Raw genomic sequence first — 12,409 nt, forward strand, 5'->3', positions numbered from 1 at the left:
CTCGTCGCCAGGGCGAGTGGCGGAATGGCAGACGCGCACGGTTCAGGTCCGTGTGTCCGAAAGGACGTGGGGGTTCAACTCCCCCCTCGCCCACCAGCAGCAGGGCCCCGTGGTTCACCCGCGGGGCCCTGCTGCTTTTCCACCATCATTCCCCGGGCCCCGCGTCGGCGGTGAGCTACATCACTCGCTTGGCCCAGTGAGTTCACCCGGTTCGCGGCGTCCGTCCGTGGCGGGACCGGCGGTCCACCCCCGGGGATCGCGGAGTGTGTGACGCGCCTTACTCCACTTCGGGATGGCGCAATCGCCCGCCCGACCCCGGCCGGCCGGTCCGTCGGCGGCGTTCCCGGGTGCTCTCGGCGAGGGCGGGTCCGGTGTTGGGCGGGGTCGGCAGGGGGTACTTCCGGGCGGGCGCGTCCGGCATTGGTCGAGCCCTCGGGGGTACTCCGGGGCGGGCCGCGCCGGGGGCGGGTCCGGTGTGGGTCGGGCTGCCGGGGGTACTCCCGAGCATCTGCGCGGAGGCCGCGCCGGGCGTCGGACGGGGCGGTCCGGCATCGGTCGTGCCGGCACGGGCCGAACCGTGTGAGCCGGGACACAACCGCTGGTCGCGGCCGTGCCTGGAGCGGGGTTGGTCGGTCGTTCTGGTGCGGCGAGCGGTCGGCGATGCGGTTCGCGGCGCCGGTCCGGCGCCCGTTCCGGAGGGCGTTCCAGGCGTCGCACGCACACTCTGAGCACCGGTTCGCGGGTGCCGGGGTCCGGGGGGTCACCCAGACGGCAGCACCGCCGGACCGAAGTCGGCCGGACGCCCGGCGACCGGTTACCGACCGCTCGACGCCGCCGATCGCAGGAGCGCCGTCGAGCCGCGAGCGGGGTAGGGGTGACCTGGTACGCCTTGTCCAGAGCACGAGTCGAAACGCGGCGGGGAGTCCCGCCGTGGTTGCCGAGGAGGCCCTGGCGTGAGCAGCACCCCAGCACGGATCGCGGACACCGGTGAAGCACGGGCGCTGTCGGCCACCGCGATCCCCGTTCCCGAACTGCCCGGCTCCGCCGAGGAGCTGGCCGCCGCGGCGGCGGTCCGCCTCGGCTGGCACGGCGTGGTGCTGCCGGAGATGGTCCTCATGGGTCGCCGCGTGATCGTGGTGGCCGAGCTGCTGGCCGACGCGCACGCCGAGCGGGTGTGCGTGGGCGCCGGGCCCGAGCCCGACCGCACCACGGTGTCCACCTGGGTGTGGCCGGAGATGGACGGCCGGGTGCCGCCGACGGCGGTGCGGATCGTGGGCGTGCTGGCGGTGGCCCGCCACTGGCGGACCGCGCTGGCCTCGGCGGTGCCGTTCGCGCGGTTCGGCAACGCCGCCGCGGTGCTGCCCGCCTCGGTCGCGTTCACCCACGACTACCTGGCCAACTGCCTGCCGCGGGTGCGGCGCTACGGGGTGTCGGTCCTGCTGGCCGACGAGGACCTGACCCTGTCCACGGACGTGGCCGGCCGCAACGAGACCGTGCCGGTCGAGGACACCGCCACCACCCGTTGGGTGAATGAACTGGTCTACGAGCAGGTGCTGGCGACCGCGTCCTGATCTACCGTCGTTCCCATGCTGGTGGTGATCGCGGGCGGGCACGGCAAGATCGCGTTGTTGGCGCAGCGGCTGTTGGCGGCGCGGGGTGACGGCGCCGTGGCGCTGGTGCGCAACCCCGGGCACTTCGCCGACGTGCGGGCCGCGGGTGGGGATCCGGTGCTGTGCGACCTGGAGGCGGCGGACGCCGCTTCGGTCGCCGGGCACCTGGCGGGCGCGGACGCGGTGCTGTTCGCCGCCGGCGCCGGGCCGGGCAGCGGGCCGGAGCGCAAGGACACCGTCGACCGGGGCGCCTCGGCGTTGCTGGCCGACGCCGCGGAGCGGGCCGGTGTGCGGCGGTTCGTGCAGATCAGCAGCTCCGGTATCGGGCGGACCACGGGGGACGAGGGGTTCGACGCCTACCTGAGGGCGAAGGGCGCCGCCGAGGACGACCTGCGGGAGCGGGACCTCGACTGGACGGTCCTGCGCCCCGGCCGGCTGACGGACGAGGAGCCCACCGGGTTGGTGCGGCTGGCCGAGGAGCCCCTGCGGGGGTCGGTGCCGCGCGGCGACGTGGCCGCCGTGGTGGTGGCGCTGCTGGACCGGCCGGGCACGGTGCGGCGCACCTACGAGCTGATCTCCGGGGACGTCCCGGTCGAGGACGCGTTCTAGCCCCCGCGAACTCCCGAGCCCTCGGCCCCGGGCCCTCAGCCCAGCACCCGGGCCAGGTGGTCGTTGGCGAACTTGCGCGTGGGGTCCAGCCGGTCCCGGACGCGGCGGAAGTCGTCGAAGCGCGGGTAGCGCTCGCGCAGGGTGTCGGCGGTGAGCGAGTGCATCTTGCCCCAGTGGGGGCGGCCGCCGACGGAGTTCGCGATCCTCTCGAACGCGTCGAAGTACCGCCGGTACGGCATCCCCAGGTACTGGTGGACGGCGACGTAGGCGGTGTCGCGCTCGTGCGCGGTGGACAGCCAGATGTCGTCGGCCCCGGCGACCCGGACCTCGACCGGCACGATCACCCCGTGGTCCAGCCGGGGGACGACGGCCCGCAGCTCGCGCAGCACGTCGTGCAGGGCGGCCCGGGGCACGGCGTACTCGGTCTCGACGAAGCGGACGCGGCGCGGCGTGACGAACACGCGGTGGGAGACGTCGCGGTAGACGCGTTCGGAGACCAGCGCGCCGCAGACGCGGTTGAGCGCCCGGGTGGTCGCCGGCACGGCCCTGGCCAGGCGGCAGACCAGGCCGAACGCGCCGTTCTCCACCACCTCGTACTCGTAGAAGCGGCGGGCCGCCGAGAGGGGCGCCGCCGGTTCGCCGGTGCGGTTGTTGCGCTTGAGGATCACCCGGTCGGCGTGCGGGAACCAGTGGAACTCCACGTGGTCCTCGGTGGCCGTGAGGTGGTCGAACTCCTCCAGGACGGCGTCGAGGCGCGCGGGTGACTCGCGGGCGTGGAGCACGAAGGCGGGCACGCACCGGAGGGTGATCGTGCTGATCACGCCCAGCGCGCCCAGGCCGACGCGCGCGGCGGCGAAGAGGTCGGGGTCCTGTTCCGGGGAGCAGCGGGTGACCGTGCCGTCGGCGAGGACGAGTTCGAGCGCGGCGACCTGGGTGGCCAGGCCGCCCAGCCGCGCGCCGGTGCCGTGGGTGCCGGTGGAGATGGCGCCCGAGACGGTCTGGGCGTCGATGTCGCCGAGGTTGGGCAGGGCCAGGCCGAGGGCGTCGAGCAGGGCGTTGAGCTGCCGCAACGTGGTGCCCGAGCGGACCGTGACCAGCGTGCCGGCCACCTCGGTGACGCCGGTCCAGTCGACCAGGTCGACGGCGACGCCGGGCGCCGCGGCGATGGCGGTGAACGAGTGCCCGCTGCCGCGGGGGCGCACGGCGGACGCCCCCGCGACCACCTCGGCCAGCTCGTCCCGGCTCGCCGGGCGTTCCACGCGGTGCGGGTTCGCGGACGCCGTGCGCGCCCAGTTGGTCCACGGGGTCCCCAATGCCCACCTCCGGGGTGTCACCGTAGGTGAATGGCTTTCACCTTTCAAGTACCGTAAGGCCATGCGCACGTCCTTTGATGCCGCGACCAAGGGGTTCGACCCGCCGTTCGCGGTCGTGGACCTGGACGCCTTCGACCACAACGCGGACGACCTCGTGCGCCGCGCCGGCGGCCGCCCCATCCGGGTGGCCAGCAAGTCCGTGCGGGTGCGGGCGCTGCTGGAGCGGGTGCTCGCGCGGCCCGGGTACGCCGGGGTGATGTGCTACTCGCTGCCCGAGGCGCTGTGGCTGTCGGACGAGGACCTGGCCGACGACCTGCTGGTGGCCTACCCGACCGTGGACGCCGAGGCGCTGCGCCGGCTGGCCGCGGACGACCGGGCGCGGGCGCGGGTCAGCGTGGTGGTGGACTCGGTCGAGCACCTCGACGTGGTGCGGGCCGCGCTGGGCGCGGGCCACCCCGAGATCCGGGTCTGCCTGGAGCTGGACGTGTCCTGGCGCCCGGTGCCCGGCCTGCACGTGGGGCCCCGGCGCTCGCCCGTGCACACCGCGCGCGACGCGGGCCGGCTGGCCGCGGAGATCGTCCGGCGGCCGGGGTTCCGGCTGGTCGGCGTGATGGCCTACGAGGGGCAGATCGCCGGGCTGGGCGACCGGCCGCCGGGCCGGCCGCTGCGCGGCGCGGTGCTGCGCTGGATGCAGCGGCACTCGGGGGACGAGCTGGTCGAGCGGCGCGCGGCGGCGGTGCGCGCGGTGCGCCGGGTCGCCGAGCTGGAGTTCGTCAACGGCGGCGGCACGGGCAGCCTGGAGGTCACGGCCGCGGACCCCTCGGTGACCGAGCTGGCCGCCGGGTCGGGGCTGGTCGGGCCGACGCTGTTCGACGGCTACCGCGGGTTCCGGCCCAGGCCCGCGGCGCTGTTCGCGCTGCCCGTGGTGCGCCGGCCGGCCTCCGGGGTGGCCACGCTGTTCGCGGGCGGGTACGTCGCGTCGGGCACGGCGACCGCCGACCGGCAGCCCACCCCCTACCTGCCGGTGGGGCTGAGGCTGCTGCCGCTGGAGGGCGCGGGCGAGGTGCAGACCCCGGTCGTCGGCCGGGCGGCGGACTCGCTGCGCCCCGGCGACCGGGTGTGGCTCCGGCACGCCAAGGCGGGGGAGCTGGCCGAGCGGTTCACCCACTACCACCTCGTGCGCGGTGACGTGGTCGAGCGGACCGTGCCCACCTACCGGGGCGAAGGGCGGTGCTTCGGCTAGTCGGGCGCGTCCGGCTGGTCGGGCGCATCAGGCCGGTCGGGTGTCCGGCTGGTCGGGCATCCGGGTGGACAGGTAGCCCCGGACCAGGACCTTGGCCTCGTCCAGGATCCTCGGGTCGCCCGCGGCGTCCCGGCGGAAGGCCAGGTTCAGCACGCCGTCCGCGGCCTCGACCGCGATCGAGATCGGCAGCTGGATCTCGTCGAGCGGGATGTCGAACTTGGTCGAGATCATCTCGGAGATGCGGTCGGAGATGACGGTGTTGTTGTCGCGGCGGTCGTCCAGCAGCCGCATGTCGACCACGTCGCCGAAGTGCAGCCGGGAGAACGCGGGCACCTCGCGGTGCATCTGGACGTAGACGTCGAAGATCGAGTCGACGGCGTCCCACCAGTGCTCCAGGGTGGCCGAGCCGAACCTGCCGTCCACCGTCTGGATGAACTTCTCCAGGTTGCGCAGGGTCAGCGCCTGCACGACGGCCCGCTTGTCCGGGAAGAACTGGTACAGCGAGCCGACCGCCACGCCCGCGCGTTCGGCGATCAGTGTCGTGGTCACCCCGTCGTAGCCGACCTCCTCGATGAGCTGGGCGCAGGCTTCGAGCATCCGCTCGACGCGCTTGGCGCTGCGCTGCTGCACCGGCTGGCGGCGCAGCGGGGTCGTACTGGTCACGGCGACTCCTGCGGGCTGGACTGCGGGCTTCCATAGTGCCCGTTCACGGGCTTCCGCACTTCACTTCGCGGCGCAACACGCCTACGATCCGAATCACTTTCATGTTTGGAGGCGCGCGTGACCCTGCCCGACGGGTTCCTGTGGGGTGTGTCGACGTCGGCGTTCCAGGTCGAGGGCGCGTTCACCGCGGCGGGCCGACGACCGTCGGTGTGGGACGCGTTCCCCGCGCTCGGGGGCCAGGACGCCTCGGTCGCCTGCGACCACTACCACCGCTACCGCGAGGACGTCGCCCTCCTGCGCTCGCTCGGCGTGGGCGCCTACCGGTTCTCGATCTCCTGGCCCCGCGTGCTGGCCGGTGACCTGGGGTTCTACGACCGGCTGGTGGACGAGCTGCTGGCCGCGGGCATCGCGCCCGTCGTCACGCTGTACCACTGGGACACCCCGGTCGAGGTCGAGGAGGCGGGCGGCTGGCTGGAGCGGGACACCGCGCGGCGCTTCGCCGACTACGCGACCACCGCGGCGGACCGGCTGGTCGACCGGGTGGCGATGTGGATACCGGTCAACGAGCCGGCCATCATCACCCTGCTGGGTCACGCGATCGGGCAGCACGCCCCGGGCCGGTCGCTGCTGTTCGACGCGCTGCCCGCCGCGCACCACCTCAACCTCGGGCACGGGCTCGCGGTGGGGGCGCTGCGCGCGGCCGGGGCGCGTGCCGTGGGGACCGCGAACAACCACACGCCCGTCTGGGCGGACGGGGACCCGGAGGCGGCCGACGCCTACGCCGACCTGCACAACTGGCTGTTCGCCGACCCGCTGCTGGCCGGCCGCTACCCCGACCGGCTCGCCGAGCGGATGCCCGTGCGGGACGGGGACCTGGCGGTGACGTCCGCGCCGCTCGACTTCTACGGGGTGAACTACTACAACCCGACGCGGGTGCGCGCCCCCTCGCCGGGCAACCCGCTGCCGTTCGAGCTGGTCGACATCCCCGAGTACCCGCGGACCGGGTTCGGGTGGCCGGTGGTGCCCGCCGGGCTGACCGAGATGATCTCCATGTTGCGGAATCGCTTTGTCGACTTGCCGCCCGTCTACGTGACCGAGAGCGGGTGCAGCTACGAGCACTCGCCGGAGGACACCGAGCGGATCGGGTACCTGGCCGCGCACGCGGACGCCGCGCTGGAGGCCGGCGCGCGCGGCTACTTCGTGTGGTCCCTGATGGACAACTTCGAGTGGGACTCCGGGTACTCGCAGCGGTTCGGCCTGGTCCACGTCGACTACGAGACCCTGGAGCGCACCCCGCGCGCCTCTTTCGGGTGGTACCGCGATCGGGTCCGGCGGTGAGCACCGAGGCGCTGGCCGAGCCGGTCACCCCGGTCCGCCGGTCCTGGGCGGCATGGCTGTTCCTGGCCAACCTCGGGCTGTGGCTCGCCGTCTACGCGCCCATCCAGGTGCTGCTGCCGCGCCAGGCCGAACTGCTCGACGCCGGGGCCAAGGAGGCGGTGTTCGGGCTGGTCACCGGGGTGGGCGCGGTGGTGGCGCTGCTGGCGAACCCGCTGGTCGGCCTGGCCTCGGACCGCACCACCTCCCGGTTCGGCAGGCGGCACCCGTGGACCCTGGCCGGCGCGCTGGTCGGCGCGGCCGGCCTGGTCGTGCTGGCCTCGGCGGAGTCGGTCGCGGCGGTGGCGCTCGGGTGGTGCCTGGTGCAGGCCGGCCTGAACGGGATGCTCGCCTCGCTGACCTCCGCGGTGCCCGACCGGGTGCCGGTGCGGCAGCGGGCCAGGGTCGGTGGGCTGGTCGGCGTCTCGCAGATGCTCGGCACCGTGCTGGGCGCGGTCGTGGTGACCGTGCTGGTCACCGGCCTGGGCGCGGGCTACCTGGCGTGCGCCGCGGTCGTGCTGGTCGGCGCGCTGGTGTTCGTGCTGGTCACGCCGGACGCGCGGCTGCCGGTGGCCCACCGGCCCCCGCTGCGGTGGCGCGAGCTGTGGGTCTCGCCGCGCGCGCACCCGGACTTCGCCTGGGCGTGGGGCACGCACTTCATGATCAACCTCGGGAACGCGTTCGGCACCCTGTACCTGCTGTACTTCCTCGACGACGTGGTGCGCCACCCGTCACCCGAGGACGGCCTGCTGGTGCTGATGCTGCTCTACGGCGTCGCGCTGGCCGCGAGCGCGTGGTGGTTCGGCGCGCACTCGGACCGCACCGGCCGCCGCCGGCCCTACGTGCTGGCGTCGGCCGGCGTGATGGTGGTGGCGGCGCTGCTGCTGGTCGCCTGGCCGACGTGGGTGGCGGCGCTGGTCGCCGCCCCGCTGCTCGGCCTCGGGTTCGGCGGCTACTGGGCGGTCGCGCTGGCCCTGCTGACCCAGGTGCTGCCGGCCGCGTCGGACCGCGCCAAGGACCTGGGCGTGCTCAACATCGCGAACTCGCTGCCGCAGGTCGTGGCCCCGCTGCTGGCCACCGCGCTGCTCGGCGCGCTCGGCGGCTACCGCGGCTTGTTCGCCGCCTCGGCGGCCGCCACGCTGTGCGCGGCCGCGTTCGTGACCAGGGTTCGCTCGGTGGCGTGAGGGGGACAGGCGTGAGGGTGACCGGCAGGACCGTCCTGGTGACGGGCGCGTCGCAGGGCATCGGACTGGCGACCGCGCGGGCGCTCGCGGACCGCGGCGCGGTCGTGCTGCTCGTGGCCCGCGGCGCGGCGGCGCTCGACGAGCAGGTCGAGCGGATCACCGCGACCGGCGGCCGCGCCGCCGCGCTGCCCGCCGACCTCGCGGACGTCGACCAGGTCGCCGCGCTCGCCGCCCGGGTCCTGCGCGAGTACGGGCCGCCGGACGTGCTGGTCAACAACGCGGGCGTCGGCCGCTGGCTGTTCCTCGACGACACCCCGGCCGCGGAGCTGGCCGGCATGATCGCCCTCCCGTTCGGCGCGGCGCTGCACCTGACCAGGGCCCTCCTGCCCGGCATGCGGGCGCGCGGCAGCGGGCGGGTGGTCGTGGTGAACTCGCCGGTGTCCCGGCTGCCGATCCCCGGCGCCACCGGCTACGCCGCCTCCCGCTACGCCCTGCGCGGGCTCACCGCCGCGCTCCGGCTCGACCTGCGCGGCACGGGCGTGGGCGTGACCGAGGTGATCCCGGGCAAGGTGAGCAGCCGGTACTTCGCCAACAACCCCGGCGCGGAGGAGCGCATCCCGGTCGTCGCCCGGCTCATCCCGACCGTGTCACCCGAGCAGGTGGCGGCGCGGATCGCGGGGGCGGTCGAGCGGGAGCGCGACGAGGTGGTCTTCCCGTGGCAGCTGAAGGCGTTCGAGGTGGGCGGTCGGCTGTTCCCCCGCCTGACCTCGTACCTGACCTGGCGCACCGGGACCCACCGCTAGCGCTCCCGCATCGCGGGACGCCGCGACCGCCCGTCGCTCGAAAACGGTCGCTCGTCGCACCGAAACCACAACTTCGCCCACGGGCGAACCGGCCGGACGTGGAACCGGCCCCGATGTCCGCGCGGGAGGTGCGGACATCGGGGCCGATGTGGTGCCCGCGGACCAGTGCCGGTCGGGGAGGGAAGGTGAGCACAACACCGGCCCGCGGATGTCTGTTGAGTTGTGTGGTTTTTCGGCCGGCCGGCGGTCCGTTCGTCGCGGTCGGGGGTTCGCACGTCCCGGACCGCCGGCCAGTAGGCGGGTGCTCGACCTGGTCGCGTCGGGGGAACGACGAGGTCGGGTCCGCCCGTCAGTGGGCTCGGGCGATCACCCCGCGGCGCGACCGGGTGACGGGAGGCGTCACCGGCGCCGAGCGGAGGTGCCGAGCCGGGCGCGGGGCCAAACCGCCCGCGACCAGGTGTTCGTACGCGGCGCGCCACACCGAGCAGGGGCTCTTCTGCTGCCGCCACCGCCCGGAGCACTCGGGGCAGTTGCCCTTCTCGTCCGGCTCGTGCGCGGCGAGCAGGGCCCGCCACCCCTCGGTCAGCCGGGGGAGCTCGGAGCGGGCCACCGACAGCAGGGACGGGGCGTCGGCCTCGTTGGCCAGCTCGGTGAGCAGGTCCAGGCGTTCCCACACCGCGTTGCGAAGAACTTGTCCGAGGATCTCGTCCACCGAAACGTCACCGTCACCTTTCCGCCTGTTCGGCGGCCTCGCGTAGCGCGGCCCTGAGCTGTACGAGCTGATCGGCGGACAGCACCGCCGTCTCGCCGGGCGGACCGACCAGGACCACGCGGTCCCGGTCGACCAGCACGGTGAGGCAGCGCTCCCGGTCGACCACGTCACTGCATCGAACCCGCCACCAGTGGCGCTGCCCGGTCGTGCCGCGCCACCCGGAGCCGACGTCGGCCGGCCCCCGCGTGGACACCGGGGCCGGGGCCGGAGCGGACGTGGTGGCGGCACGCGCGGATCGACCCGTGGTGGTCATCGCCCGCTCGAACAGCTCCACGACGTTTCCTCTCCGTGCTCGTTCGCTCACCGGAACCCAGATTGCGATGATTGGGGTCGGAGCGGGACGTCACAGCGCTGGCCGGTGGTCGATCCACGGTGAACGGTCAGCGGAGTTCGGCAGGGCCGATCAGCCTCACCGATCGGTACTTCTCGGGGTTGGGGGAGTCCCCTACTCTGCCGTTGACGCCCAAAGGACTGTGAGGGGGCGCAATTGAACACCATCGGTTCGCCGAGCTCTCCTGTTACACCAGACGTCTGGGACCAGCAGGAGATGCGGGACGCGCTGGCCAGGCGCGAGATCAGCACGGTCTACCGGCTGCTCCGCCGGCACGGCGTGTCGCAGCGCCAGATCGCGGCGCTGACGGGCCAGTCGCAGTCCGAGGTCTCGGAGATCCTCAAGGGACGCCAGGTCATGGCCTACGACGTCCTCGCGCGGATCGCCCAGGGCTTGGGTGTCCCCAGGGGATACATGGGCCTCGCCTACGACGAGGCCACGGCAGTGCGGGTGGCCGCCACGGCGGAGGCACCCCATTCTGAGGAGGACGAGTCGGTGAAGCGAAGGAAGTTCCTCGCGCACGCCGCCGCCATCACCGTGGGCGCGGCCGTGTTCGGTACGGACTCCGGGTCTTGGGCTTCATCGCCCGCGCAGACACCGGCCCCCGGACGCATCGGCATGACCGACGTCCGGCAGGTGGAGGCCGCCACGCGGGCCCTGCGCACGCTCGACTACCAGTACGGCGGCGGCTCGTGCCGCGACGCCGTGGTCGCCCAGCTCTCGTGGGGCCAGCAGATGCTCGGCGCCAACGCCAGCGAGCTGGTCAAGGAGCGCCTCTACGTCGCCCTCGCCGACCTGCACAACCTCGCCGGCTGGACGTCCTTCGACACCGGCCTGTACGACTCGGCCCGCAACCACTTCGGCCAGGCGCTCGGGCTCGCGAAGCAGGGCAAGAAGGAAGAGCTGGTCGCCAACATCCTCTACCGGATGGGCCGCGTCTACCTGCACCAGGACGCGCCGGACGACGCGCTGAAGGTGTTCCAGCTGGGCCAGCTGGCCGCGCAGAACTCCGGTTCGGAGCTCGCGGTGGGCATCCTGTGCGCCAACGAGGCGTGGGCCTACGCGAAGATGGGCTCCGACGACCAGGCGCTCAAGCTGCTCGGCCGGGCGCGCGACGAGTTCGCCCGCGCCAACATCGGCGAGGCGCCGGCCTGGGCCAAGTTCTTCGACTCCAACGACCTGTCCGCGATGATCGGCACGGTCCACACCGAACTGGCGCAGATGGTCGACGCGAAGAAGTACACGCGCACCGCGATCCCCGCCCTGACCAAGGCGATCAGCGGCTACGGCGAGGACATGAGCCGCAGCCGGTCGTTCAACCTCACCTCGCTGTCGATCAACCACCTGCTCGACGGCGACATCGACCACGGCGCCCGCCTCGGGCGGCAGGCCATCGACCTGTCCGAGGGGCTCAAGTCCGTGCGGACGAAGGACCGGATGAAGCCGCTCCTGCACGAGGCCGAGAAGCGCCGGAACAACCCCAATGCCCGCGAACTGGCCGAACGCGTCGCCAGGTTCACCGGCAGCGACAGCGCTGCCTGAGCCGCGGCGCGCGGACCTGGACGGCAGGTTCACCCACGCCGCGCTGACCGGCGTGCTGCGGCGGCTGTGCGACCGGCTGGGCCTGTCGCACCGGGGCGCGCGGCTGGTCAAGTTCACCAGCAACGCCGTGTTCGAGCTGCCCGGTGACCGGGTCGTGGTGCGGATCGTCGGGTCGATGAACCTGCGCCACCGGGCGCGCAAGGTGGTCGAGGTCGCGCGGTGGCTCGCGGCCCACGACGTGCCCGCGGTGCGGCTGGTCGAGGACGTCCTCCAGCCGCTGGCCGTGGACGGGCACCTGGCCACCGTCTGGCACACCGTGCCCGCGTCCGGCCCTCCCGTCGACGGCCGCGACCTGGGGCGGGTGCTGCGCCAGGTGCACGCGCTGCCCGAACCCGGGTTCGCCCTGCCCCGGTGGGCGCCGCTGGACGACGTGCGCAGGCGCATCGCCGACGCCGAGGAGCTGGCCGACGACGACCGCCGGTTCCTGGAGGACCGGGTCGTGGAGCTGGAGCACCGCCTGGTCGACCTGCGGACGGCGCTGCCCCAGGGCGTGCTGCACGGCGACGCGCACCTGGGCAACCTCATCCCCAGCCCGTCCGGGCCGGTGATCTGCGACTTCGACTCCACCAGCATCGGCCCGCGCGAGTGGGACCTGAGCACCCTGCCGGTCGGCGTCGCCCGCTTCGGGCACTCCGGCGAGTGGTACCGGCAGCTGGCCGACGAGTACGGCTTCGACGTCGTCCGGTGGGCCGGGTTCGAGGTGTTGCGCGAGGTCAGGGAGCTGAAGCTGACCACCAGCGTGCTGCCGATCATGCGCAGCCACCCCGACGTGGGCCCGGAGCTGAAGGCCCGGCTCAAGGCGTTGCGCGCGGGCGACACCACGACGCCCTGGACGCCATACCGCTGAAGGCGGGGGCGTGGGGGAACGAACCGGTAACGCTCGCGGCCCGTGGTGCGACCAAGGC

Annotated in this window: 12 protein-coding genes and 1 tRNA gene; 9 read left to right on the plus strand and 4 right to left on the minus strand. The window is 73.9% G+C overall.

The annotated features are described in order from the left end of the window. The first annotated feature begins 10 nt into the window (after positions 1 to 10). The 3 genes from Q5530_RS04215 to Q5530_RS04225 all read left to right on the plus strand — a co-directional run bounded on the left by Q5530_RS04215 (position 11) and on the right by Q5530_RS04225 (position 2,219). A tRNA-Leu gene (locus Q5530_RS04215) sits at positions 11 to 96 on the plus strand. Positions 97 to 953: 857 nt separating this feature from the next. After that, positions 954 to 1,571, plus strand: coding sequence for a hypothetical protein (locus tag Q5530_RS04220; RefSeq protein ID WP_415360821.1), 618 nt, complete (start codon positions 954 to 956; stop codon positions 1,569 to 1,571). A gap of 15 nt (positions 1,572 to 1,586) precedes the next feature. Beyond that, on the plus strand, positions 1,587 to 2,219 hold the full coding sequence (locus tag Q5530_RS04225; RefSeq protein WP_415360822.1) for an SDR family oxidoreductase: 633 nt from the start codon (positions 1,587 to 1,589) through the stop codon (positions 2,217 to 2,219). Positions 2,220 to 2,254: 35 nt separating this feature from the next. Here Q5530_RS04225 and Q5530_RS04230 read toward each other — a convergent pair whose 3' ends face one another. Then, a complete protein-coding gene (locus Q5530_RS04230) occupies positions 2,255 to 3,532 on the minus strand; it encodes a D-arabinono-1,4-lactone oxidase (protein ID WP_415360824.1) in 1,278 nt (425 codons plus the stop codon). 61 nt (positions 3,533 to 3,593) lie between these two features. Here Q5530_RS04230 and Q5530_RS04235 point away from each other — a divergent pair, with 61 nt between their 5' ends. Then, on the plus strand, positions 3,594 to 4,775 hold the full coding sequence (locus Q5530_RS04235; protein WP_415360825.1) for an amino acid deaminase/aldolase: 1,182 nt from the start codon (positions 3,594 to 3,596) through the stop codon (positions 4,773 to 4,775). Positions 4,776 to 4,802: 27 nt separating this feature from the next. Here Q5530_RS04235 and Q5530_RS04240 read toward each other — a convergent pair whose 3' ends face one another. After that, positions 4,803 to 5,438, minus strand: coding sequence for a TetR/AcrR family transcriptional regulator (locus Q5530_RS04240; RefSeq protein ID WP_415360827.1), 636 nt, complete (start codon positions 5,436 to 5,438; stop codon positions 4,803 to 4,805). Positions 5,439 to 5,555: 117 nt separating this feature from the next. Here Q5530_RS04240 and Q5530_RS04245 point away from each other — a divergent pair, with 117 nt between their 5' ends. From Q5530_RS04245 to Q5530_RS04255, 3 genes are read left to right on the plus strand one after another with little or no spacing between them, the layout of a single operon-like run. Then, a complete protein-coding gene (locus Q5530_RS04245; protein WP_415360828.1) occupies positions 5,556 to 6,776 on the plus strand; it encodes a glycoside hydrolase family 1 protein in 1,221 nt (406 codons plus the stop codon). After that, the gene (locus Q5530_RS04250; RefSeq protein WP_415360829.1) at positions 6,773 to 7,996 is read left to right on the plus strand and encodes an MFS transporter; all 1,224 of its coding nucleotides are present in this window, start codon (positions 6,773 to 6,775) and stop codon (positions 7,994 to 7,996) included. Before Q5530_RS04245 ends, Q5530_RS04250 begins: the two co-directional genes overlap by 4 nt. Positions 7,997 to 8,013: 17 nt before the next feature. Beyond that, positions 8,014 to 8,799 carry an SDR family NAD(P)-dependent oxidoreductase gene (locus Q5530_RS04255; protein WP_415360830.1) on the plus strand — a complete coding sequence of 262 codons (786 nt, stop codon included), beginning with the start codon at positions 8,014 to 8,016 and terminating at the stop codon, positions 8,797 to 8,799. A gap of 349 nt (positions 8,800 to 9,148) precedes the next feature. On the opposite strand, the gene Q5530_RS04260 is transcribed toward Q5530_RS04255, so the two are convergent. After that, positions 9,149 to 9,511, minus strand: a complete 363-nt coding sequence (locus tag Q5530_RS04260) for a hypothetical protein (protein ID WP_380632765.1) — start codon at positions 9,509 to 9,511, stop codon at positions 9,149 to 9,151. Positions 9,512 to 9,524: 13 nt separating this feature from the next. Beyond that, on the minus strand, positions 9,525 to 9,845 hold the full coding sequence (locus tag Q5530_RS04265) for a hypothetical protein (protein ID WP_415360832.1): 321 nt from the start codon (positions 9,843 to 9,845) through the stop codon (positions 9,525 to 9,527). A gap of 273 nt (positions 9,846 to 10,118) precedes the next feature. Between Q5530_RS04265 and Q5530_RS04270 the strand changes: the two genes are divergently transcribed. Further along, on the plus strand, positions 10,119 to 11,444 hold the full coding sequence (locus Q5530_RS04270) for a helix-turn-helix domain-containing protein (protein ID WP_380632843.1): 1,326 nt from the start codon (positions 10,119 to 10,121) through the stop codon (positions 11,442 to 11,444). 16 nt (positions 11,445 to 11,460) lie between these two features. Further along, complete coding sequence (locus tag Q5530_RS04275) at positions 11,461 to 12,351, plus strand: aminoglycoside phosphotransferase family protein (RefSeq protein WP_415361170.1); 891 nt, start codon at positions 11,461 to 11,463, stop codon at positions 12,349 to 12,351. The last annotated feature ends 58 nt before the right edge of the window (positions 12,352 to 12,409 follow it).

Source organism: Saccharothrix sp. BKS2 (assembly GCF_047689505.1).
Lineage (GTDB): Bacteria > Actinomycetota > Actinomycetes > Mycobacteriales > Pseudonocardiaceae > Actinosynnema > Actinosynnema lopnurensis.

Excerpts from the sequence above, each read along its gene's own strand:
- Q5530_RS04235 (WP_415360825.1), top strand. The coding sequence starts at position 3,594 with ATGCGCACGTCCTTTGATGCCGCGACCAAGGGGTTCGACCCGCCGTTC.
- Q5530_RS04270 (WP_380632843.1), top strand. The coding sequence starts at position 10,119 with ATGCGGGACGCGCTGGCCAGGCGCGAGATCAGCACGGTCTACCGGCTG.
- Q5530_RS04225 (WP_415360822.1), top strand. The coding sequence starts at position 1,587 with ATGCTGGTGGTGATCGCGGGCGGGCACGGCAAGATCGCGTTGTTGGCG.